The sequence below is a fragment of the Desulfobaculum sp. SPO524 genome (genome assembly GCF_044987625.1).
Taxonomy (GTDB): Bacteria; Desulfobacterota; Desulfovibrionia; order Desulfovibrionales; family Desulfovibrionaceae; genus Desulfobaculum.
This window is the reverse complement of record NZ_JBJDSB010000002.1, coordinates 479,368-502,085: the sequence shown is the minus strand read 5'-3', so window position 1 is coordinate 502,085 and position 22,718 is coordinate 479,368. Positions and strand designations below refer to the sequence as shown.

Sequence of the window (22,718 nt, the reverse complement as noted above, 5' to 3'; positions counted from 1 at the left end):
CATACTCTAGCCGGAGGCTTACATGCGTTTAACCGTCTGGATCTTCACAGCAATCCTGCTCCTCTCCATGTCTGTGTCCACAGGCATCACCAAGCCCGTGGGCGAGGACCTCTACGGCCCGCTCAAGCGGTTCAGTCAGGCCATGGACATGATCGAGCGTCAATATGTGCGCGACGTCTCGCGCGATGAGCTCATCAACGGAGCCATCAGGGGCATGCTGCAAGACCTCGACCCCCACTCCACGTTCATGACGGCGGATGAATTCAAGGAGATGCGCATCGGCACCTCCGGCGAGTTCAGCGGCATCGGCATTGAAATTTCGCTCCGCAACGGCCGCCTGACCGTCATCTCCCCCATCGAGGACACCCCAGCGTACAAGGCCGGCCTCAAGGCCGGGGACACCATCCTTGAAATCGACGGTGAAACCACGCAGGACATCACGCTCATCGAAGCCGTGCGCCGCATCCGTGGCCCCAAAGGCTCCGAAATCATCCTGACCATCCTGCACAAGGACGCCACCGCCCCCGAACAAATCAGCATCAAGCGCGACACCATCCCCATCATCGGTGCCAAGGGCGAAGTGCTGGAGGACGGCTACCTCTACCTGCGCCTGACCCGCTTCCACGAGCACACCACGCAGGAAATGCGCCAGCTCATCAATGAGTACAGCGCCAAGCACAAGCTGGAAGGCATCGTGCTGGACCTGCGCAACAACCCCGGCGGTCTGCTGGATCAGGCCGTGTCCGTGGCGGACACCTTCCTGTCCGACGGCAACGTGGTCTACATTCAGGGCCGCAACCCCAAAAACCGCAAGGACTTCAACGCACGCAAGTCCTCCAAGGACATCACCGTGCCCATGGTTGTGCTCATCAACGCCGGCTCCGCCTCCGCTTCGGAAATTGTGGCCGGCGCGCTGCAGGACCACAACCGCGCCCTGCTCATTGGCGAGCGTACCTTTGGCAAAGCCACGGTGCAGAGCGTTATCCCGCTGTCCGACGGCTCCGGCATCAAGCTGACCACGGCGCTGTACTACACCCCCAGCGGTCGCTCCATTCAGGCCGAGGGCATTGTCCCCGACCTGATCTATCCCTTTGAGCCTCCGCGCGAGAAGGCCGACAACGGCCTGCACATGATTCGGGAAAAGGACCTGCAGGGCCACATTGAAAACGCCACGCACGCAGAAGGTGCCGCCGCCGGTGGAGCCACCGAGGAAGCCCTCGAAATGCTCTCCCGCGACAACCAGCTTCGTCTGGCGCTCCAGCTTGTGAAAAAGCTGCCTGACCTGAAGGCCATTAAATAGCGCGCACGCGCGCCCCAGAAGACATCACTACCTCAGCGCCGGACCCTCGTGTCCGGCGCTGCCATATGGGCATGACCGAAGAGACCACGAACGAGACCACACGACTGACGCTGCGCCCCGCCTACCTTGTGGGCGTCACCATTGTCCTGCTTGTTGCCGTCTGCATCACGCTGTTCTTTCTTGCGGACAGCGGCGGCAATTCCGAAGTCCGGCAACCCGTTGCCGCCACCACCCAAACAGCTCCCCCGTCGCCCACCGAAGGCGGCGCACCGCCGCAGGGCGCAGCCCCCGGCGCCAGCCCCGCACAAGACCCCGCCGCCATTGCCGAGGACGACGAAGGCCAATACCACGGCTACGAGGAAAGCCTCGGCGCGCCGCTGGAGCGCCTTGTCCGCAAGGTGGACTTTGCGCTCATGGAGAGCCTTATCCTCACGGGCTATGGTCCGGGGCATCTGGAATTTACGGAAATCAGCCTGCGCCGCTTCCACGGCGAGGCCTACCACTATCAGGCGCTGACCATTGAACTGGACAGTAAGCCGCAACGCTTCATCACCACGCTGGAGCGCGCCCTTGCCAAATGGGCGCCGGTGAGCAAGCTGGTCCGCGAGCACGACGAATCCGGCGCGCAGCGCGCCACTGTCATGCTCATGGGCCGCCCGACGCACACCCTAACATTCACCATAACGCCCGCCAAAAGCCCGGAGGACCTCTCCGAAGGCAAACTGGCCATCGTCATCGACGACATGGGGCAAAGCGCCAACTATGCGAAGAAGTTGGCCGAGCTGCCCTATCCCGTCACCTTCTCCATCCTGCCGCACATGGCCCGCGCCACACAGGTGGCCCGCATCGCGCATGAGGCGGGGCTGGATATCCTGTTGCACCTGCCCATGGAGCCAAAGGGCTACCCCGGCGTCCGCCCCGGTCCCGGCGCGCTCTTTACCACCATGGACAAGCGGCAGATTCTGGCCACACTGCACGATGACCTCCGGCAAGTGCCCGAGGCCATCGGCGTCAACAATCACATGGGTTCGAAGTTTACGCAGGACACGGCCGGAATGGCCACCGTCATGGGTGAACTGCACAATAAGGGGATGTTCTTCCTCGACAGCCTGACCACGCCGGGAAGCGTGGCCATGCAGGAAGGACGCAATGCCGGACTGGCGCTGTACAAGCGCAACATATTCCTGGACAATATCCGGGACGTTCGCTCCATCCGGCGACAATTGGAAAAGGCGCAGCGCCTTGCGGCGTCGCGGGGGCAGGCCATAGCCATCGGCCATCCCTACCCCGAAACGCTCAAAGCGCTGCAGGAATGGGGACAGCGCACCAACCGCACCGCGCGCATGGTGCCGCTGACCGCCTTACAACCTATTCGCTAGAGGAAGGGAACCCATGAAGCGAATCGTACCACTCGTCTTGACCGCGCTGCTGCTTGCGGCTTTGCCGCCGTCGCCCACCTTTGCCCGGACGTTCTCCGTTTCCGTCAGCCAGTTTGTGGAGCACCCTGCTCTGGACGCCGTGCTGGCGGGCTTTCAGGACGCACTGAAGGAACAGGGCGTTGATGTGGAATACAGCGTGCACAATGCACAGGCGAACATGGGCACGGCAAACCAGATTGCCCAAACCATCGCCGGTGAGCGCCCGGACCTCGTGCTGGCCATCGCAACGCCCAGCGCGCAGACCTGCGCCCAAATCATCAAAAAAGCGCCGCACATGGCGGACGTGCCGCTCATCTTCGCGGCCGTGACGGACCCGCAGGGGTCCGGCCTTGTGCCCGACCTTGAAACGCCCGGTGCCAACATCACCGGCGTGTCCGACTTAACGCCCGTGGACAAGCACCTTGGACTGATGCTGGAAATCCAGCCGGACCTGAAAACCCTTGGCGTGGTGTACAACTCCGGCGAGGCTAACTCCAAAACGCTGGTGCGCCTGCTGCGCGAAGCCTGCAAGGCCAAGGGCGTCGCCCTTGAGGAAGCCACGGCCTCCAAGACCGGCGACGTGTACCAGTCCACCAAGAGCCTTGCCGGTCGCGCGGACGCCGTCTACGTGCCCACGGACAACACCGTGGTTTCCGCCCTGGAGTCCATGGTCAAGGTCTGCCAGCAGTATCAGATGCCCCTGTACGCGGCGGACGTTGGTTCCGTGCCGCGCGGCGCAGTCGCCGCCCTTGGGTTCGACTACTACCTGCACGGCAAACAGGCCGGCGACATGGCGCAGCGCATCCTTGTGGGCGGCGCCAAACCCGCCACCACGCCTGTGGAATTTCAGGACGGGCTGACCCTGCACCTGAACCTGCCCGCAGCCAAGGCACAGGGCGTGGCCCTGCCGGATGACCTCAAGGCCAAGGCCGACAAGATTATCCGCTAGCCCTTTTCGATTCCCGAAGAATCCAACCACCGGGGGCGCGGTACGCCGCGCCCCCGGACATGCCTTTTCGGATAACGCATCATGAGCCTCTTCGCATTGCTTGGTGCCCTCGAACAAGGGCTTGTCTACGGTATTATGGTCCTTGGCGTGTACCTCACGTTCCGCATTCTGGACTTTCCGGACCTGACCGTTGACGGCAGCCTGCCTCTTGGCGCCGCCGTTTCCGCCGTTGCCATCACGCACGGCATGAATCCGTACCTCTCCCTCGTCCTTGCCATGGGCGCGGGCTTCGTGGCCGGAATGATTACCGGCCTGCTGAACACCAAACTGAAAATCCTGCACCTGCTGGCGTCCATCCTGACCATGACGGCGCTGTATTCCATCAACATCCGCATCATGGACGGCCCCAACGTCTCGCTGCTTGGCGTGGACACGGTGCTGGACACCATGATGGGCCTCGGCCTGCCGGGGTATTATGCCTCGCCGGTGCTCTTCGCCATATTTGCCGCTGTGGTCGGCGTCGCCATTGTCTGGTTCCTGTATACCGAGCTGGGTCAGACCATGCTCGCCACGGGCGACAATATCCAGATGATTACCAGCCAGGGCGTGGATACGGACAAAGTCATCATCTACGGCGTTGGCCTGTCCAACGCCCTTGTGGCGCTGTCCGGCGCGCTTATAGCGCAGAATCAGGGCGCGGCGGACGTGAACATGGGCGTCGGCACCATTGTGGCGGGGCTGGCCTCCGTCATCGTTGGCGAAACCGTGTTCGGCTGCCGCAGCATCCCGCGCGCCGTGTTTGCCGCCATTGCCGGTTCCGTGGTCTACCGCGTTGCCATCGCCCTCGCCCTTGGGCTGAAGGTGGGCAGCTTTTCCTTTACGCCCAGCGACTTAAACCTCATCACCGCGGTTCTCGTCGTGCTGGCGCTGACCATGCCCAAACTGAAAAAAAGGTTCGCCAGATGCTGACATTATCCGACGTGACACTCTCCTTCCATAAAGGCAGCGTCAACGAGGTGCTGGCGCTCAAAAACGTGGACCTCACCATCAACGAGGGCGATTTCATCACGGTTATCGGCTCCAACGGTGCGGGCAAGTCCACCCTGCTCAACACGCTGGCCGGAACCTTCATGCCCGACAGCGGCTCCATCACCCTGAAAAATGATGACATATCGCGATGGCCGGAGTACAAACGCGCCCGGCACATGGGCCGCGTATTTCAGGACCCGCTGCTTGGCACCTGCGCCTCGCTGACCATTGCGCAGAACCTTGCCCTTGCGCGCCGCCGCGGGGCTTCGCGCTCACTGCGGCAGGGCGTTACCGCTGACGACCGCGCCTACTTCCGGCGCGAGGTCCACAAGATTGGCCTTGGTCTGGAAGACAGGCTGGACGACCGCATCGGTCTGCTTTCCGGCGGCCAGCGGCAGGCGCTGACGCTGCTCATGGCCACCATGGTCCGCCCGGACATCCTGCTCCTTGACGAGCACACCGCTGCGCTGGACCCCAAAACCGCAAACTCCGTTTTGCTGCTCACAGAGCACCTTGTGACGGAGCTGGGGCTGACCACACTCATGGTCACCCACAACATGAATCAGGCGATAAAGCTGGGCAACAGGCTCATCATGCTCCATCAGGGCGAAATCATCATGGACGTTAGCGGCGAGAAGAAGCACTCGCTGTCCGTGAACGACCTGTTGGCCCAGTTCTATGCAGTCAAGGGAGAAGAGTTCTCGTCCGACAGGATGCTCCTCACCTAGACACTTTCGCGGGCCGCACTCACCCGCATGGACGATCTGTCCCACTCAACCAACACTCATTCGGAGGTACTCATGGAACGCACTTTCTCCATCATCAAACCCGACGCCGTCGAGCGTAACCTCATCGGCTCCATCTTGAAGATGATAGAGGAATCCGGTCTGAAGGTCGTTGCCACCAAGAAGATCCACATGACCAAAGAGCAGGCGCAGGGTTTCTACGCCGTGCACAGCGAGCGCCCCTTCTTCGACAGCCTGTGCGACTACATGTGCTCCGGCCCGTGTGTCGTGTCCGTGCTTGAGGGCGAAAACGCCATCACCCGCTACCGCGAGCTGATGGGCGCCACCAACCCCGAGCAGGCCGAGGAAGGCACCATCCGCAAGTGCTTCGCCAAAAACATCGAAGCCAACAGCGTGCACGGTTCCGACGCCCCCGAAACCGCAGCAACCGAAATCGCCTACTTCTTCAACCAGCTTGAGATTGTAGGCTAAAGAGAGTTTGACTATGCACACCGTTATCGGCGTCATCGGCCTTGGAAATATGGGTGGAGCCATTGTGTCCGGCCTTGCCGGGCGCGAGGACATCTCCATCGTTGGGTACGACCTTTCCGAAGACAACGCCCGCGCGCTGTCGGAGCGCTGCGGCATTGACATTGCCGCCAGCCCCGAGGACGTGGCGCAGCGTTCGGACTATGTCCTTGTTGCCGTGAAGCCGCAGCACATGGAGCCGCTCCTGACCGAGCTTGCCCCGGTCCTGTCGCAGCGCGGCGCATGCCTGCTTTCCATCGCCGCAGGACTCCGGACGGACCAGTTGCGCGCCTTTACCGGCGGAAGCGTCCCCGTGGTGCGCATTATGCCCAATACCCCGGCTATGGTCGGCGCGGGCGTGTTTGCCGTCTGTCTGGACGACGCGGCGCTCACGGACGCGCACAAAGCCTTTGTGCCGGAGATGTTCGGCGCGCTTGGGCAGGTGCACATTCTGCCGGAAAAGCAGTTTGACGCCTTCACAGCCCTTGCCGGGTCCGGCCCCGCCTACGTCTTCTACTTTATGGAAGCCGTCATCGAGGCTGGCGTCACCCTTGGGCTGACGCGCCAGCAGGCCACGGAGATGACCGAGGCGCTCTTCACCGGTTCAGCCAAGCTGGCCGAGGAAAGCGACCACCATGTCTCCGTCCTGCGCGAGATGGTCTGCTCCCCCGCAGGGACAACCATCGCCGCCACCAACCACCTCGACGCCGAGGGCGTCCGCGCCGCCATTGTGCAGGCCGTGGGCAAGTCCTTTGCGCGCAGTGTGGAGCTTGGCAAGTAGCTGGGCGGCATAGACAGCCTATTTGGCGCGGCCTGCTCTGCGGGCCGCGCTTTTTTTCGCCCGCCGCCGCCAGCATTCGCCCGCCACCTGTTCGCGCGTTCCCTGCTTTCGCCTCCCGCCCACTGGTGCGTTCGCGCATCAAAGCCCTTCGCTCCACCGTCTGTCCTCACCGAAATCCCCTTCCCGTTGGCCCGCAGACCTGCCCGCCCCCGGCCCAAAGCCGCCCCGGCCACCAGCAGCACGGGCGCAGCCCTTGCCCCAATCACCGGGAAGCGCTATGCATCCGGCCACGCGCTGATACAAACCATCCCCGCTTCATCCGCATGCCAGAGAGGATTCCGCCCATGCGCCCAATTTGCGACTTCCCCCGCGACGCACGCGCCGCCGTGCGCTATGTGCTCACCGACATTGACGACACCCTCACCAACGACGGCCGCCTGCCTGCCGCCGCCTATCAGGCACTGGAAGACCTGCGCTGCGCGGGCATCCGCGTTATCCCCATCACTGGCCGCCCCGCCGGCTGGTGCGACCACATCGCCCGCATGTGGCCTGTGGACGGACTGGTGGGCGAAAACGGCGCATTCTACTTCCGCTACGATGAGGCGAATCGCCGCATGCTGCGCCGCTACGCCAAAACGGGCGAAGAACGCCGCGCCGACCGCCAGCGGCTGGAGCTCATCAAAAAGAAAGTCCTGTCCGCCTTCCCCTGCGCCGCTGTCGCCACGGACCAAGCCTACCGCGAGGCCGACCTCGCCATTGATTTTTGCGAGGATATACCGCCCCTGCCGCAGGACGACGTACGCGGCATCGCCCGCATCTTCGCGGACTGCGGCGCGGAGGCCAAAATCAGCTCCATCCACGTCAACGGCTGGTTTGGCGGCTACGACAAGCTGTCCATGACCCGCATCCTGCTGGAGGAAGCCTTTGGCGAGGACCTTGCCGCCATCCGCGAGCACGTGGTCTACGCGGGCGACTCGCCCAACGACTGCCCCATGTTCGCCTACTTCCCCAACGCCGTTGGCGTTGCCAACGTCCGCGCGCTGGTGGACGACATGGACGCCCTGCCCGCATGGATTACCCAGTCCGAAGGCGGGCACGGCTTTGCCGAACTCGCCGCAGCCCTTCTCGCCGCCCGCTCCTAAGCGCGCCGCGCCAATGCTTCCCGCCCCGCGCCACCAGCCGTCCTGACGGCTTTCGGCGCGGGGCACATTGCCCATCCCCGCACCTTTTCCCGCGCACACCAGCCTTCACAGCCTCTTCCCCCCTAAATTGCCACTCCCCCTTGACACATTTGAACATCAAATATAGACAAATGCGTATAGCTTCTCATGCTCGCTCGCTGAGAACGCGATACGCCGTCGTCATACGGTTTGGCATACGTAGGCGACGACAGCCGCGCGCCGCGGCCGCGCAGGGGATGACGGACGCGGCGCGCGGGCAATCCTCTCCACCCGCGCGAGGCACACGCGTGGGCATGACGGCATGCACCTTCATCGGTGTTGGTCCCCCCAGACCACCCCTTCCGCACCCAGCGGCTCCCCGCACCGATGAAAACGCAAAGCGGCCCGAAGCCATAGGCTCCGGGCCGCTCTTGTGTGCGGTAATCTTGCGCGCCGGATCAGTTGGCGCCCTTGGTGGCGAGGCGTACCGCCTCCACCACATGGTGCACCGCGCTCAGGTTGTCCAGCGTGCGGTACAAGTGGGCGGAGTCGCGCACCTCGATGGTGAACAATAACTCGGAATTGCCGTCCACGTTGGACTTGAAGCTGCCGGAATCAATATTGGCGCCCTGCTCCGTCAGCTTGGAGCAAATGGTCGCCAGCATGCCCGGCTCATTCTTACACACAATCTTGACCTTGGCCGGATAGGGCCGGTCCTGATCGCTCTCCCATGAGATGTTGATGAGGCGCTCCGGCTCCATCTTGCCCATGTTCGGGCAGTCCGTGGTGTGCACGGTCACGCCCTTGCCACGGCTGATGTAGCCGATAATCGGCTCGCCAGGCAGCGGATTGCAGCACTTGGCAAAGCGGATGAGCACATCGTCCACGCCGTGGATGCGAATTTTGTCCGCGCTCTTGTCCTGCGTCTGCGCCGGGGGCTGTGTTTCCTTGGCGCGGGCGTGCTGTTCCTGCTCCTTCTCTTCCTCCAGCTTGGGATAGAGCTTATTCAGCACCTGCCGCGGAGTCAGCCGGGAGTAGCCAACGGACGACAGCAGGTCGTCCACGGTCTTGAAGGAGAAGTCCTCGGCAACATGATCAAACTGGCCCGCCTTCATGGCTTTGGCCACGTTGATGCCCATCTTGCGGCCTTCCTTCTCCAGCATCTCCTTGGCAAGAGCGATGGAGCGGGTGCGCTCCTCCGTGCGGATAAAGTGCTTAATGCGCGTCCGCGCCTTGGCCGTTTTGACGAACTTGAGCCAGTCGCGGCTGGGGCGGCGGTTCGGGTCCGTGATGATTTCCACGGAATCGCCATTGCGCAGTTTGCGCGAGAGCGGCACCAAGCGTCCGTTCACACGCGCCCCGGCGCAGTGGTCGCCCACCTCGGAGTGGATGAGATAGGCAAGGTCCACGGCGGTTGCGCCGTCTGGCAGCTCCTTCACGTCGCCGCGCGGGGTAAAGACGTAGACCTCGTCCTTGAAGAGGTCAAAGCGCAGGGACTTCATGAACTCGCGGGGGTCGGATTCCTCCTTTTGCCAGTCCATAATCTGCCGCAGCCACGAGAAACGGTCCATGTCGCGGGCTTTCTTCTTGCTGCCTTCCTTGTAGCTCCAGTGCGAGGCCACACCATATTCCGCGATGCGGTGCATCTCCTCGGTGCGTATCTGAATCTCGATGCGCTCGCCCTCCGGGCCAATGACCGTCGTATGCAGACTCTGGTACATATTGGCCTTGGGCATGGAGATGTAGTCCTTGAAGCGTCCGGGCACGGGCTTCCAGTCCGCATGCGCCAGTCCAAGCACGGCGTAGCAGTCCTTGATGCTGGGCACCAAAACGCGAAAGGCAATCAGGTCATGCACCTGGTCCAGTTCCAGTCCCTGCTGCTGCATCTTGTGGTAGGTGCTGTAAATATGCTTGATGCGCCCGCTGACGCGGCCCTTAATCTTGTTGGCCTTCAGCTTGTCCTCGATAAGGGCGATGACGTTATCAATGTACGCCTGTCCGTGCTGGGAGCGCTCCACAAGGCCTTTTTCCAGCTGGCTGTACATATCCGGACGCAGGTACTTGAGGCTCAGGTCCTCAAGCTCCACCTTGATGCGGTGCAGGCCAAGGCGGTTGGACAGCGGCGCGTAGATGTCCATGGTCTCCTGCGCAATGGCCCGCTGCTTGTAGGGCTTCATGTACTCCAGGGTGCGCATGTTGTGCAGGCGGTCGCACAATTTGACCATCAGCACGCGGATGTCCTCGCTCATGGCCATGACCATTTTGCGGATATTCTCGGCCTGCGCGGCTTCCTTGGAGTCGAAGGACATCTGCATCTGGCTGATTTTGGTCACGCCGTCCACAATGTCCGCCACTTCCTCGCCAAAGAGGTTGTCGATGTCCTCAATGGCGGCCTTGGTATCCTCCACAGTGTCGTGCAACAGCCCCGCCGCGATGGTGTAGCCGTCCAGCCGCATACCCACCAGCAGGTTGGCGACCTCCAGCGGATGCGACAAATACGGCTCGCCGGACCTGCGCGTCTGCCCCGCGTGCGCGGTGGCCGAATAGACGTAGGCCTTCTGAATAAGCTCCTGCTCTGCGGGGGAGAGGTAGCCCTTGGTCCTTTCCAGTATCTCGTGAATGCGAATCATTGTTGCTGTAGCCACCTGAGGCCGCGCCTAGGGCACGGCCGTGTAACGCTGTTTGTCCTCGGGAACCCACCACCACTTCAGGTTGTGGGAGATGCCCGCCGGGGCGGGCGTCACGTCCATGAACCGGGACGACACCACAGGGAGCGACAACGGACAGTACAGGAACAGGTAGGGCTGCTCCTCGTGCAGAATTTCCTGCACCTTGTCGTAAATGGGTTTGCGCTCTTCGTTGGTGATGGAGTGCCGGCCCTGAACCAGCAGTTCGTCAAGCTCGGGGTTCTTGTAGCCGATAAAGTTCAGCCCCCCGGGCACGGCCTTGGACGAATGCCAAACGTTGAAAATATCCGGGTCCTGCGGAATGGTCCAGCCCATAACAACGGCGTCGAAATTGCCCTTGTCCAAAAATTCCTTGAGGAATGCGGCCCACTCCACGGTACGAATCTTCACCTGAATGCCAATGTCCTTCAGGTTTGCCTGAGCAATGGTCGCAATCTTAATGCGCTGCTCGTTGCCCTGATTGGTCAGCAGGGTAAAGGCAAAGGGCTTGCCGTCCTTGTCCAGCCAGCCGTCGCCGTCGGAGTCCGTCCATCCGGCCTCGGCCAGCATGGCTTTTGCCTTGGCCGGGTCGTAGTCGTAATCGGTAATCGCGTCGTTGTACATCCACGTTCCGGGCTTGTACGGGCCGACGGTGGGCCGCCCAAGGCCAAAGAGCACGGCCTTGATCATGGCCTGTTTGCTCACGGCGTGTGCTAAGGCCTGCCGCACCCGCTTGTCCTGAAACATGGGACGGCGGTGGTTCCAGCCAATATAATTGTACCCAAAGGACAGGTACTTGAACTTGGTATAAAACTTTTCCCACTCCGAGGTGGTGGTCTGGAACAGGTACTGCTGCGGCGTCAGGCCCATCATGTCCAGATTTCCGGCCTTCAACTCAAGGAACATAGTGGAGATGTCGGGAATAACGCGGTAGACAATGCCATCCAGATGCGGACGACCTTCGAAGTAGTCGTCGTTGGCCTCAAGGATAATGCGCCTTCCGGCCTCCCAGCGCTTGAACTTAAAGGGTCCAGCCCCCACGGGATGGCGGCTGTACTTTGTGTCCATGAGGTCTTCGCCCTCAAGCAGATGCTTGGGCAAAATATCCGTCGCCCACGATATGAGCGCCTTGGCAAAAGGCTTTTCGTACTCGATCTCAACTGTATACTTGTCGAGCTTTGTAAATTGTTTTACGAGTTTGTAGTTCTCCGAATACGCGGTTGGTGTTTTCGGGTCGATCATGAGCTTGTAGGTGAATTCGACATCGTCGGCGGTCAGTTCTACGCCGTCCGTCCACCGGATGTCCTGTCGCAATGTAAAGCGAAGGCGTCTGCCGCCGTCGAGCACCTCGTAGCTTTCGGCCGCGTAGGGTTCGAGTTCGATATCCTTGTTATAGCGAACCAAAGAGACGTATATGAGGTCTGCCACCTCATGCGAGGCAGAGTCCGACGCAAGTGGCGGGATAAGGTTGGAGGGTTCTCCAATTGTTCCCGTCACCAGCAGGTCCCCCTGCTCGGGCTGTGCCGGACGCTTGGCCGACGCTGTGTCGGCGGCGCGGTGCTCCACCTCGGTCTTTTGACCGGGCTGGTCACCAGAATCTCGCCCATCGCCGCCACATGCAGCGACACAGCACAATACGACGGCCAAAAGCGGCATGAGCAGCCTTCCAAAATTCATACGTGCTCCAGTTGTGGTTTCCGATTCGTCTGAAACCCGGTATGGTGTACTGCGGCGTGTACGCACCCGGGTCCGCGAGTATGAATGAGAGTTCCCCAAATGCCAAGGGACTCTTGAAAATCTAGCGCATATGGATATAATCGGCCAGTCTCATCGGGTCTGCACAACGAGCGAGCACTATGCGGCATAAACCCGGCGATTCAAATCCCAGTGAGAAGTGAGAGGCTATCGTTATTATGGATACTGCTGACGAGAAGGTTGTAGAGAGCCTTCTTCAGGAATTCACAAACTTTACAGTCCCCGAGTATATCGTTGACGGGGCGAAGCAGATTCTGGCCGAGAATGGGGTCCAGAAGCTCTCCCTCAATAAGCGGGAGGGCTACTGGGATGTGGAGGGCCAGATTGAAGGCGATGATTTTCAGGCCTACAGCGCCGAGCTGGGCCTGAATCTTAATGAAGGGACCATCAACTTCTACTGCAACTGCCCGGAGTCCTTCTCCGGCGTGTGCAAGCATGTCGCCGCGACCGCCCTCAAGCTGTTTCAAACCTTCGAGGTCAAAAACGAGGATGAACACGAACCCGTCCACTCCGACTGGCGGCAGACCTTTCGGTCCTACTTCGCCACGGAGCCGGAGCCAGAGGCCGGACGGCACTACCTCATCTTTCGCTTCTACCCGGAGCCGGGCAGGCTTCAGGTAGCGTTCTTCCGTGCGCGCCAGAACAAATCCGGCCTGTCCACGGTGCAGAACGAAGTCACCCTCGAACAAATCATCCGCAACGAGGAATGGGCCGAGCTCTCGCCCCGGCTGCCGCAGGTGGCCGAGCAAATCAGCCGTTACCTCGACTACGCCGGACACCGCGTGGACATCCCCGAGGGGCTTATCTCGTGGTTCTTCTGGGCCATCCAGAACGAATACTACCTGTTCTGGAAGGACACCGAACAGCCCGTGCGCATTGAGCCAAAAACCATGCGCCTTAAGGTTTCGCCCGTCATCTCCGAGGACGGCGTCACCTTTGACGTGCTGCTGGACCACGAAGGCAAAGTCCCCTTCTCCATCAAGGGCGAAGAGGTCTACTTCTACGGCCAGTTGCCCATCTGGGTGTTCCACAAGCTGGGCTTCTACCCGGTGCAGACCAGCCTGTCGCCCGCGCTCATCCACGAGATGACCGCAACCCCGCCGATGATTTCCAACAACGACATCTCGGAATTCCTCGACAGGGTGTGGACCAAGCTGCCCGCCTCCGACCTGCACGGACAGGACAAATTCATCGAGAAGATGAAGCCCTTCTTCGTGCCTGCGGAGTACGCGCCCAAGCTGTTCCTTGATGAAGAGGGCAGCCTGCTGACCCTGCGCGTACACAACGCCTACGAGACGGAACACGGCGAAGCCGCCCTGCCCGGCCCGAATCCGGACCTGCAAACCGGCAGCTACTCCTACGGCGGCAAGTCGTACCTCATTCTGCGCCAGCAGGATAAAGAGGCCGAGCTGACCTCCACCCTCATCGACATGGGCTTTCAGCCGCGCGACAACGACAACTGGTTCCTGGAACCGGAAGAGGCCATCACCTTCCTGCTGGACTCGTACCCGTCGCTCATCGAAAAGTACCGCGTATTCGGTGAAAAGAATCTGGCCCGCTACAAAGTGCGCCTCACCTCCCCAACCGTCGTGGCGGAAGTCAAAAGCGGCGACGAGGAAAAAGAGGACGAGGATGCAAAATGGTTCACCCTCGACCTGGAGGTGGACTACGACGGCCAGCGCGTGCCCATCGACAAGATTTGGGAAGCATGGACCAGCGGCAAGCGCTACGTGCAGCTTAAGGACGGCACCTACACCAGCCTGCCCGAAACATGGCTGGAAAAGCTGGGCCACAAGCTCAAGGCCATGGGTCTCAACCCCGACGAACCGCCCAAGAAGCAGTTCGAGCAGTACGAAGCCCCTGTGCTGGACCGCATTCTGGAGGACCTGCCCGAAGCCGTGACCGATACCTTCTGGGACAACCTGAAGGAAAAAATCCACAGCTTCGAGCGCATTACCCCCATCACGCAGCCCAAGACCCTCAACGCCACGCTGCGCCCCTATCAGGAGCAGGGCCTGTCGTTCATGAACTTCCTCAAGGAATACGGCTTCGGCGGCATCCTTGCGGACGAAATGGGCCTTGGTAAAACCATTCAGACGCTGTCGTTTTTGCTGCACCTCATTGAAAAGGGCAACGACAAGCCAAACCTCATCGTGGTGCCGACCTCGGTTCTGCCCAACTGGGAGCGAGAGGCCGAAAAATTCGTTCCCATGCTGCGGCGGCTGGTCATCTACGGCGCACGGCGCGACCATCTTTTCAAAAAGATTGGCGAGTCCGACCTTGTGCTGACCACCTACGCCCTGCTGCGCCGCGACCTTGAGGAGCTGCAAAAGTTCGAGTTCAACGCCCTCGTCCTTGACGAAGCGCAGAACATTAAAAACCCGAACACCATCACGGCCCGTTCCGTGCGCAAGATTGATTCCGAACTGCGCGTGTGCCTGTCCGGTACGCCCATTGAGAACAATCTCTTTGAACTGTGGTCGCTGTTCGAGTTCCTGATGCCCGGCTTCCTTGGCTCGCAGCATTCCTTCCAGCGCGGCATCGTCAAGCCCATCAAGGACGGCGACGAAGAAACGCTGGAATACCTGCGCACCCGCGTGAAGCCCTTCATCCTGCGCCGTACCAAAAGCGCCGTGGCCAAGGACCTGCCGCCCAAGATTGAAAACGTGCAGTACTGCGCGCTGGCGGACGAACAGCTGGAGCTGTACGCCTCCCTTGCCAAGCGGCTTAAGGAGCAGGTCATGGCGGACGTGGACGAAAAGGGCATCGCCAAGAGCCAGATGTCCATCCTCGACGCGCTGCTTAAGCTGCGCCAAATCTGCTGCCACCCGCGCCTGCTCAAGCTGGACATCCCCGGCGTCTCCACCAACCTGCCCTCCGGCAAGTTCGACGCCTTCAAGGATATGGTCACGGACATCATCGAGGAAGGCCACAAGGTGCTGGTGTTCTCGCAGTTCGTGCAGATGCTGCAGATTATCCGCTCGTGGCTGCAGATTAACGACATGCCCTTCTGCTACCTCGACGGCTCCAGTAAGGACCGCTTCGAGCAGGTGGACCGGTTCAACAATTCGCCGGACATCCCCATCTTCCTCATCTCGCTGAAGGCGGGCGGCACCGGCCTGAACCTGACCTCCGCGGACTACGTCATCCACTACGACCCGTGGTGGAACCCCGCCGTGGAAGCGCAGGCAACGGACCGTACCCACCGCATCGGCCAGACGCGTCAGGTCTTCTCGTACAAGATGATCTGTCAGAACACGGTGGAAGAGAAAATCCTGATGCTTCAGGACCAAAAGCGCGGCATCGCGGACGCCATCATCCCGGGCAAGGACTCCTGGAAGTCCCTCACCCGCGACGACCTCGAAATGCTCTTCGAAATCTAAAGCGCCCCCGCGCCACACCCGCACAACCACAGCGCCCCCGGATTTTCGTCCGGGGGCGCTTTTTTCGAGCCATATCGTTACACAGGTCATCCCACCAGACCCTCTGAGAGTCCTCAGCCAATCCTGCCCCAAAAAAATTCCGACGTACCGAGTAGGAGGGCCACGCCCTAGCCCCCTGAATCCTTTGCCGGACTCCCGCCGCAACGCCCCGCCGCTCCCCGCATATGACTACAGAGAAACACATTTCCTGCCTGCCCCCCTTCACCACAACCGTCCGGATATCGTACACTCGATACGAGTACACAACCACATCACCGGGGGGGCCGGAATATGAATTTTCTTCGGAATATGACGCTCAGGGTAAAGCTTATTTCGCTTCTGATTGTGTCGAGCCTTTTGCCGCTCATCCTCTTAGGCGTCATGAACAGCAACCTCGCCGAGGACGCGCTGATGCAGAGTTCGTACAATCAACTCTCCGCCATCGCGCAGATTAAGAAAAACCAGATTGAGGGCTACTTCACGCAGCGTGGTGTGGATGCGGAAATCCTCTCCAACACCCGCAACGTCGCCGAGGTCTTCAGCATTCTGCACAACTACTCCATGGGAACGGTGCAGGACCCCAAAGGCCCTATGGATGTCGCCGCGCCGGAGTACCAGACAATCTGGAAAATCTACGAGGGGTTCTTTAACAACTACATCCAAAAATACGGCTACTACGACGTGTTCGTCATTGACGCAGAACGCGGGCACGTGCTGTTTACCGCCGTCAAGGAAAACGACCTTGGGGCGAATCTCAAGCACGGTCCCCTTCGCGATTCCGGCCTTGGCAAACTGTGGCGAAAGGTGACGGAAACAAACACGGTGCGGTATCAGGACTTCGCGCCCTACGCGCCCAGTAACGGCGAGCCTGCGGGCTTTGTCGGCGCCCCCATCACCCGAAGTGACGGTGAACTCATCGGGGTCTTGGCGCTGCAACTCTCCATCACCGCCATCAACAACGTTATGCAGGAGCGCACCGGCCTTGGGGAAACCGGCGAAACCTACATTGTCGGCTCAGACAAGCGCATGCGGTCAGACTCCTTCCTCGACCCCGAAAACCACTCCGTCAAGGCCTCCTTTGCCGGAACCATCACAGCGAACGGCGTGGATACCGAGGCCGTCCAAGAGGCTCTGAACGGCGACACCGACGCACGCATCATCACCGACTACAACGGCAACCCCGTGCTGTCCGCGTGGACCCCCATCTCCTTCAGCCGCGAGCGCTGGGCCCTTATGGCGGAGATTGACCTTGCCGAGGTCATGAAGCCCGTGCGCATGCTCCAGCTTGAAATCACCGCCATTGCCGTGGTGGTGGCTGTTCTCGTGACGCTGGTGGCGATGTTCTTCTCCCGCGTCATTCTCAGCCCCATCCTTGCCATCCAGCGGTTTGCCAACACCGTCGCCAGCGGCAACCTGCACGAAACACTCAAGGGCGAATTCTATAGCGAGATGGCCCTCCTTGCCACCGACATCAAGTCCATGGTGGCGGAGCTGAAAAACAAGCTGGGCTTTGCCCAGGGCGTCCTCAACGGCATCACCCTGCCCTGTTCCGTCCTCAACAAGGACAACACCATCGCCTTCATCAACAAGCAAAAGCTGGAACTGCTGGACCGCAAAGGCAGCGAGGACGACTACCTCGGCCAGACTTCCGGCGAGGTCTACTTTGGTGACCGGGACAAAACGACACTTGCCATGCGCTCCATTTCCGAGGGCACCAAAATGGAAGAGGAACTCACCATTTCCAGCACTTCCGGCAAGCAGTTCCTCATCAACGCCACCTGCACGCCCATCTATGACCTCGACAACGACCTTATCGGCTCACTGGTCATCTGGTACGACCTGACGGAAATCCGCTCGCAGGAACAAAAAGTCCTGCGCCAGCACGACCAGATCAGCTCCGCGGCAGACCGCGCCAATCAGGTGTCGGAGATGGTCACCGCAGCAGCGGGAGAGCTGTCCGCGCAGGTGGAGCAGTCCACCCGCGGCTCGGACCTGCAACGCGAACGCACCAGCGAAACCGCCACAGCCATGGAGGAAATGAACTCCACCATCATGGAAGTGGCCCGAAACGCCGGAACAGCGGCAGAAACCGCAAACAATACCAAAATCCGCGCGGCCGAGGGCGGCGAGTTGATGCAACAGGTGGTGACATCCATCAATCAGGTGCAGACCAAGAGCCTGCGCCTCAAGGAAAGCATGGCCGAACTCGGCACCCACGCCGAAGGCATTGGCGAGGTGATGAACGTCATCACCGACATTGCGGACCAGACCAACCTCCTCGCCCTCAACGCCGCCATTGAGGCCGCCCGCGCAGGCGAGGCAGGACGCGGCTTTGCCGTGGTCGCGGACGAGGTGCGCAAGCTGGCGGAAAAGACCATGAGCGCCACCAAGGAAGTGGGCGACGCCATTTCCACCATCCAAAACGGCACCCGCTCCAGCCTGCAGGACATGGACGAAGCCGCCAGCCTTGTGGACACAAGCACGGAGCTGGTCAACAAGGCCGGGGATACGCTCAAGGAAATCGTCAATCTGGTGCAAACCACAACGGAGCAGATTTCCAACATCGCCACGGCGGCAGAGCAACAGTCCGCAACATCGGAGGAAATCACCCGCGCGGCGGATGAAATCAACTCCATCGCCGCCGAAACCGCCGAGGCCATGACCCAGTCCAACGCCGCGGTAAACGACCTTGCCGAGCAAGCGTCAAAGCTGAAGCAAATCATCGACGATATGCAAAACAGCTAGCCCCGCACTCCGGTCCCCACACGCACAACAGGGCGGAAGGAACATCCCCTCCGCCCTTTTTTTTTGGCTTTTTCTTCTGTGTAGGCAGGCTCGCCTGTGCGCCTTAGCGCAGGCCAAGGATAACAAGCCCGCCGGACACCGGCGCGTCCTTGGGTGCGGCGGTCTCTTCGCCTTCCTTGAGGAAGACGCGCTCCGGCGGCACACCGCCCGTATCCAGCAAGTACGCCCGGACAGAGCGGGCGCGGCGCTGGGTGAGTTCGCGCACGGCTTCGGCGTCTGTCGCCACGCTTTCGCGGAACTCCTCTTCCATGTCCTCCACGGACGGATCCCACAGGCCGCCGAACAGTTTGCCCTCGGCAAAGGACGCGGCCTCGTAAGCGCGGCGCAGATACTGGGGATATTCCTCCTCTGTCACCTGCACTTCGGCCACGGTGCGCGGCGCGTTGCCCGCCTTTTCCAGATCAATATACTTTTGCAGGCGCACAGCGTCGGCCAGCACGCGCTGGGCAAGGGCCGGGGCGTCCACGTCCGCGTCGCTTGCGCCGCTGACCTCCAGGGTCAGGCCGGGACGTTTGTTCATGGCCTCGGCCACGGCGTCCAGCTTGGCTACGGCGCGCGGTGTCAGCAACACGGAACCCGGCTCAAAGGCGATCAGATTCACATCTTCGCCGCCGCCAAACATGTTGCCAATCAGCGTAAAGGGCGAGGCGACGACCTTGATGAACAGATTCACGATGGCCTTCATCACCACCTTGCCAAGGCGGAATTCGGGGTCGTCCAGCCGCCCGCGCACCGGGATGTCCAGATCAATATTCCCCTGCGCATCACGCAGCAGCGACAGCGCCAGCCCTATGGGCAGGTTCGGCGCGTCCGGATTGTCCACCCGCTCTCCCACCGTCAGGTTCGCCAGCCGAATCTGATTGTCCACGGCAATCTCCATGCCCCGGATATGCGTCTCCAACGTGGCAAAGAGCTTGCCCGTGCTCAAGGGGTAGGCGATGTAGCGCACGGTGTAGGGCGACAGGCCGGACAGCCCGGCGTTGTCCAAATGCAGTACAAGATTGGTGTCCAGCTCCTGCCCAAAGGGAACAATGGAGCCAGAGAGCGTCACCGGGGCGTAGCCGTCCACAGTGGCATTCAGGGACACATCGGCCGAGGCCCCCTCCTTGCGGGAGAAGCCCGTCACCTGACAGGAAATATCGCCCACGGTTGTGGCAAAGGCCGGTGAGGTGGTCTCGTCATGAAAACTCACGCCGCCACCCGTCAGCGTCAACCGCCCCACACGCATCAGCGGCGGCGCGGCGGCGCTGGACGCAGCGTCGGCGTCGCTCTCCTCAGGAAGTCCGGCGGATGCGCCTTCTGATGCCTCTTCAGGCAGCGCCTCGGCCACCACGTCGGCGTCCGGGGTTCCGGCGGAGCCAGCTTCCGCATCGGGGGCATCTCCCTCGGGCGCGGGCTGGCCAAGCATCCGGGCGATGTTCATTCTGCCGTCGGCCTCGCGGACAAGGTCCGCCGTCGGGTCCTCAAGCGTCACCGCGTCCACGGCAACGCCAAAGGGCGCGGTGGTCAGGGATAGCCCGTCCACGGCAAAGCGCTTGAGTCCGGCAACCTTCTTGCCGGAAGCGCCATCACGCAGCACAACGTCCGACACACGCACAGCGCCGTCATAGCGCACGCTGGGCGCAGCATCGCCGCTGAGGCCCCACGCACCGGACACATCCACCCGCCCCTGCGCAAGGTCGCCGTCCATCACATCCCGCAGATAGCCGCCAAGGGGTTCAAGCGTCACGCCCGCAAGGTCCACCTCGCCGGAGAGGTCCAGCGGCGCGAGGGGTCCTTTGGCGGTGAGGTTCACCCGGCCTTCGCGCCACGTGGTGGCGGCAAAGGCCACCTCCACAGGGTCTTCAACATTCGAGGACGCGCCGCGCACGGTGATGTCCATGCCGGAAACCGTGACCTCCACAGCCTCCGCCGGGGCGGTGTCGTGCAGGTGCACTGCGCCGTTTTCCAGCGCCACACGGTCAATGCCCACCGTCCACGGCGTGGTTGCCGTCTGCTGGGTTTGCGGCGCGGGCGGCGCTATGGCGGGAGAAGCCGCGTCGGCGCGGGCCTCATCCTCTGCGCCAGCGCCGGTGACGGAGGCGGCCCCGTCCTGCTCCGAGGGCCCGGCGCCCAGCAGGCGCTGCACCTCCAGCCCATCGGCGTCGCGGCGGAGATGCGTTTCAAGCCCCTTCACCGTCACATCCGCAACATGCACATCGCGCCGGCCAACGTCCACACTGGTGCCGGTAACGGTGAGTTCCGGCAGGGACACCAGCGGCTCGCCGCTTTCGGGCATATTCAGCGCCAGAGCGCGCACCGAGGTTGCCACATCGCTCAACGTCAGGTGGTCCGGGTTGCCGTCCCCCGCCCAGGCGAGGGACACATCAACCACGCCGGACGCCACATCCACAGGTGCGGCGTCCGCGTACAGCGGGGCATAGGTGGTCACGTCCAGTCCACGCAGGGTCAACGTCCCGTTGTGCGCAAGGCTGGCCGGGGTCATGGTTCCGGCGATGTCGAGGCGCTCGCCATCCTCCGGGCCACAGGTCACGCTGAACGTGACCTCGTGGTCCGGCGCGGTATCCACATCCGCAATATCAATCCCAAGGGGACCAATGGTCTTGGCAAAGCCGCCAAGGGCGTGGTCCGTGTAGCGTATGGACGCCCCGGACAGAAGCAGCCGCGTCAACTGAATGCGCAGGGGCAATTCAAGAGACGTCGCGGGCGCAGCGCTCTCGCCCTCATCATCCAAAGTCTCTTCCGCCACACCGGCGTCCGCCACCGGAGCAGGAGCCGCCGGGGCTTCGGCGCCCTCGTTGGCGTCTGCCTCCGCGCCCTTCACGGCAGTGCCGTCAGCTCCAGCAGGCGTGGCCGAGGTCTTGTCATCTGCGGGGGCTTCGGGCGCGGGACCATCGGACGCAGTAACGGCCTCAGCACTCGCCTCATTGGGCGAGGGGGCGGACGGTTCCACGGCGGCGGGCTGCTGCGCGGGCTCCTCCGGGGCCTCAACAGACGCCGCACCGGGCAGCCAGTCCTGCGCTTCCAGCGTTCCATCCTCGCGGCGCACCACGTCCGCCCGCAGGCCCGTGAGGGAGCATGGGCCAAAGGCCAACAGCTCACGCTGGGGATTAAATTCATCCAGCCGCACGCGCAGCGCGTCCAGCCCCAGCACCTCGCGCGAGGACGCGGAGGCCTCGGCCCTTTCGGGGAGCACTAGGGACACGTCATCAAGGGACACATCGCCGCTGACGGTGTATTCCGGCGCGCCGTCTTCATCGAGGACGAAGTCCACGGCAATGCGGCAATCCGCCGTACCACGCAGCAGCGTGACCGGAGTCTGCACCGGGACGTACTCCCAATAATAGGGCAGTTCCGCGCCGGTAACGGAAAAGACCAAACGCGAGCTGACGTCCTCGGCAAAGGGGCGCGTTCCGCCCGTCATGGTCAGGGGCTTGCCATTGATGGTGGCGCTGAGTTCTGGCCGGATAAAGTGCTGCCTGTCCTTGGGCAGGCTGGACGTCAGCGGCACGGACAGATTCACATGTTCAACACGATGGGTCTTGCCACGCAGGGCGTCCTCCACCACCACAGTGCCATCCGTCAGCACCACGGAACGCACCACCAACGGCAGCGGAAACCCCGCTCCGTCGCCAGTGTCCGGCGCGCTGTCCTCCTCGGCCCCGCCCTGCTCCAGTAGGTCGGAAAAATTACTCTTGTCGCCCGCAAGGCGCGCATGCACATAGGGCGCATCCAGTTGGATGCTATCCAAAACCAGCGTCAGGCGCGGCAGGGAAATCCATTCCGCATTCACGCTCAGCCGCTCAAAGGAGACAAACACCCCGTCCCCGTCCGGCTCGCGGACCTCCACCCCGTCCACGGTAACGGCCAGCGTCAGTGGATTGAACGAGACGTCACGCACCGTCACAGGCCGGGACAGCAGTTCCGGCAAGCGCGCCTCAAGCTGCGTCCGAGCTATGCGCGGCGCGACGAAAAATCCCAGCAGGGTATACACCACCAGCACGGCGGCGAGGACCACAGCGGTCCTTCCTCTATATGTCATGCGCTTCCACGACTGCATTACGCGTTCTTCTCCTTACGGATAATGGCCAGCGCCGATGATGACGCGCCGGGGGACACTGCGGCGCGGGGCCTTTCTGCGGGCGTCCGGTTTCGGCTCCATGGTAGCCGCCAGAGCGGA

The 22,718-nt window shown here is 61.8% G+C and carries 13 protein-coding genes; 10 read left to right on the top strand and 3 right to left on the bottom strand.

From position 1 onward, the window contains the following. The first annotated feature begins 22 nt into the window (after window positions 1–22). From ACI3L3_RS07860 to ACI3L3_RS07825, 8 genes are all read left to right on the top strand, one after another. On the top strand, window positions 23–1,300 hold the full coding sequence (locus ACI3L3_RS07860) for a S41 family peptidase (protein ID WP_404844556.1): 1,278 nt from the start codon (window positions 23–25) through the stop codon (window positions 1,298–1,300). A gap of 65 nt (window positions 1,301–1,365) precedes the next feature. Beyond that, window positions 1,366–2,679: a divergent polysaccharide deacetylase family protein gene (locus tag ACI3L3_RS07855; protein ID WP_404844555.1), complete on the top strand. Its 1,314-nt coding sequence runs from the start codon at window positions 1,366–1,368 to the stop codon at window positions 2,677–2,679. A 13-nt stretch (window positions 2,680–2,692) separates the two neighbouring features. Beyond that, window positions 2,693–3,667: an ABC transporter substrate-binding protein gene (locus tag ACI3L3_RS07850; protein ID WP_404844554.1), complete on the top strand. Its 975-nt coding sequence runs from the start codon at window positions 2,693–2,695 to the stop codon at window positions 3,665–3,667. A gap of 81 nt (window positions 3,668–3,748) precedes the next feature. Continuing rightward, on the top strand, window positions 3,749–4,636 hold the full coding sequence (locus ACI3L3_RS07845) for an ABC transporter permease (protein ID WP_404844553.1): 888 nt from the start codon (window positions 3,749–3,751) through the stop codon (window positions 4,634–4,636). Beyond that, complete coding sequence (locus ACI3L3_RS07840; RefSeq protein ID WP_404844552.1) at window positions 4,630–5,424, top strand: ABC transporter ATP-binding protein; 795 nt, start codon at window positions 4,630–4,632, stop codon at window positions 5,422–5,424. Before ACI3L3_RS07845 ends, ACI3L3_RS07840 begins: the two co-directional genes overlap by 7 nt. Before the next feature lie 72 nt (window positions 5,425–5,496). Beyond that, window positions 5,497–5,913: a nucleoside-diphosphate kinase gene (gene ndk, locus ACI3L3_RS07835; protein ID WP_404844551.1), complete on the top strand. Its 417-nt coding sequence runs from the start codon at window positions 5,497–5,499 to the stop codon at window positions 5,911–5,913. Between the two features lie 13 nt (window positions 5,914–5,926). Next, entirely contained in the window at window positions 5,927–6,730 is an 804-nt protein-coding gene (gene proC, locus ACI3L3_RS07830; RefSeq protein WP_404844550.1) for a pyrroline-5-carboxylate reductase, read from the top strand. A 344-nt stretch (window positions 6,731–7,074) separates the two neighbouring features. Continuing rightward, window positions 7,075–7,872, top strand: a complete 798-nt coding sequence (locus tag ACI3L3_RS07825) for an HAD-IIB family hydrolase (RefSeq protein ID WP_404844549.1) — start codon at window positions 7,075–7,077, stop codon at window positions 7,870–7,872. Window positions 7,873–8,348: 476 nt separating this feature from the next. On the opposite strand, the gene ACI3L3_RS07820 is transcribed toward ACI3L3_RS07825, so the two are convergent. Together ACI3L3_RS07820 and ACI3L3_RS07815 are read right to left on the bottom strand one after the other, a co-directional pair. Further along, window positions 8,349–10,520, bottom strand: a complete 2,172-nt coding sequence (locus ACI3L3_RS07820) for a RelA/SpoT family protein (protein WP_404844548.1) — start codon at window positions 10,518–10,520, stop codon at window positions 8,349–8,351. A 27-nt stretch (window positions 10,521–10,547) separates the two neighbouring features. Beyond that, entirely contained in the window at window positions 10,548–12,233 is a 1,686-nt protein-coding gene (locus tag ACI3L3_RS07815; RefSeq protein WP_404844547.1) for a peptide-binding protein, read from the bottom strand. 236 nt (window positions 12,234–12,469) lie between these two features. On the opposite strand from ACI3L3_RS07815, the gene ACI3L3_RS07810 reads away from it, so the two are divergent. Then, window positions 12,470–15,694 carry an SNF2-related protein gene (locus ACI3L3_RS07810; protein ID WP_404844546.1) on the top strand — a complete coding sequence of 1,075 codons (3,225 nt, stop codon included), beginning with the start codon at window positions 12,470–12,472 and terminating at the stop codon, window positions 15,692–15,694. Between the two features lie 330 nt (window positions 15,695–16,024). Continuing rightward, window positions 16,025–18,478, top strand: a complete 2,454-nt coding sequence (locus ACI3L3_RS07805) for a methyl-accepting chemotaxis protein (RefSeq protein ID WP_404844545.1) — start codon at window positions 16,025–16,027, stop codon at window positions 18,476–18,478. Between the two features lie 103 nt (window positions 18,479–18,581). Here the strand turns inward: ACI3L3_RS07805 and ACI3L3_RS07800 are convergent, their stop codons facing one another. After that, window positions 18,582–22,598, bottom strand: coding sequence for a DUF748 domain-containing protein (locus ACI3L3_RS07800; protein ID WP_404844544.1), 4,017 nt, complete (start codon window positions 22,596–22,598; stop codon window positions 18,582–18,584). Between the last annotated feature and the right edge of the window lie 120 nt (window positions 22,599–22,718).

What these genes read in the sequence shown, in the direction of transcription:
- ACI3L3_RS07820 (WP_404844548.1), bottom strand. Translation starts at nt 10,520, where the DNA reads ATGATTCGCATTCACGAGATACTGGAAAGGACCAAGGGCTACCTCTCC.
- ACI3L3_RS07800 (WP_404844544.1), bottom strand. Translation starts at nt 22,598, where the DNA reads ATGCAGTCGTGGAAGCGCATGACATATAGAGGAAGGACCGCTGTGGTC.
- ACI3L3_RS07810 (WP_404844546.1), top strand. Translation starts at nt 12,470, where the DNA reads ATGGATACTGCTGACGAGAAGGTTGTAGAGAGCCTTCTTCAGGAATTC.
- ACI3L3_RS07845 (WP_404844553.1), top strand. Translation starts at nt 3,749, where the DNA reads ATGAGCCTCTTCGCATTGCTTGGTGCCCTCGAACAAGGGCTTGTCTAC.
- ACI3L3_RS07860 (WP_404844556.1), top strand. Translation starts at nt 23, where the DNA reads ATGCGTTTAACCGTCTGGATCTTCACAGCAATCCTGCTCCTCTCCATG.
- proC (WP_404844550.1), top strand. Translation starts at nt 5,927, where the DNA reads ATGCACACCGTTATCGGCGTCATCGGCCTTGGAAATATGGGTGGAGCC.
- ACI3L3_RS07855 (WP_404844555.1), top strand. Translation starts at nt 1,366, where the DNA reads ATGGGCATGACCGAAGAGACCACGAACGAGACCACACGACTGACGCTG.
- ACI3L3_RS07840 (WP_404844552.1), top strand. Translation starts at nt 4,630, where the DNA reads ATGCTGACATTATCCGACGTGACACTCTCCTTCCATAAAGGCAGCGTC.
- ACI3L3_RS07825 (WP_404844549.1), top strand. Translation starts at nt 7,075, where the DNA reads ATGCGCCCAATTTGCGACTTCCCCCGCGACGCACGCGCCGCCGTGCGC.
- ndk (WP_404844551.1), top strand. Translation starts at nt 5,497, where the DNA reads ATGGAACGCACTTTCTCCATCATCAAACCCGACGCCGTCGAGCGTAAC.
- ACI3L3_RS07850 (WP_404844554.1), top strand. Translation starts at nt 2,693, where the DNA reads ATGAAGCGAATCGTACCACTCGTCTTGACCGCGCTGCTGCTTGCGGCT.
- ACI3L3_RS07815 (WP_404844547.1), bottom strand. Translation starts at nt 12,233, where the DNA reads ATGAATTTTGGAAGGCTGCTCATGCCGCTTTTGGCCGTCGTATTGTGC.
- ACI3L3_RS07805 (WP_404844545.1), top strand. Translation starts at nt 16,025, where the DNA reads ATGAATTTTCTTCGGAATATGACGCTCAGGGTAAAGCTTATTTCGCTT.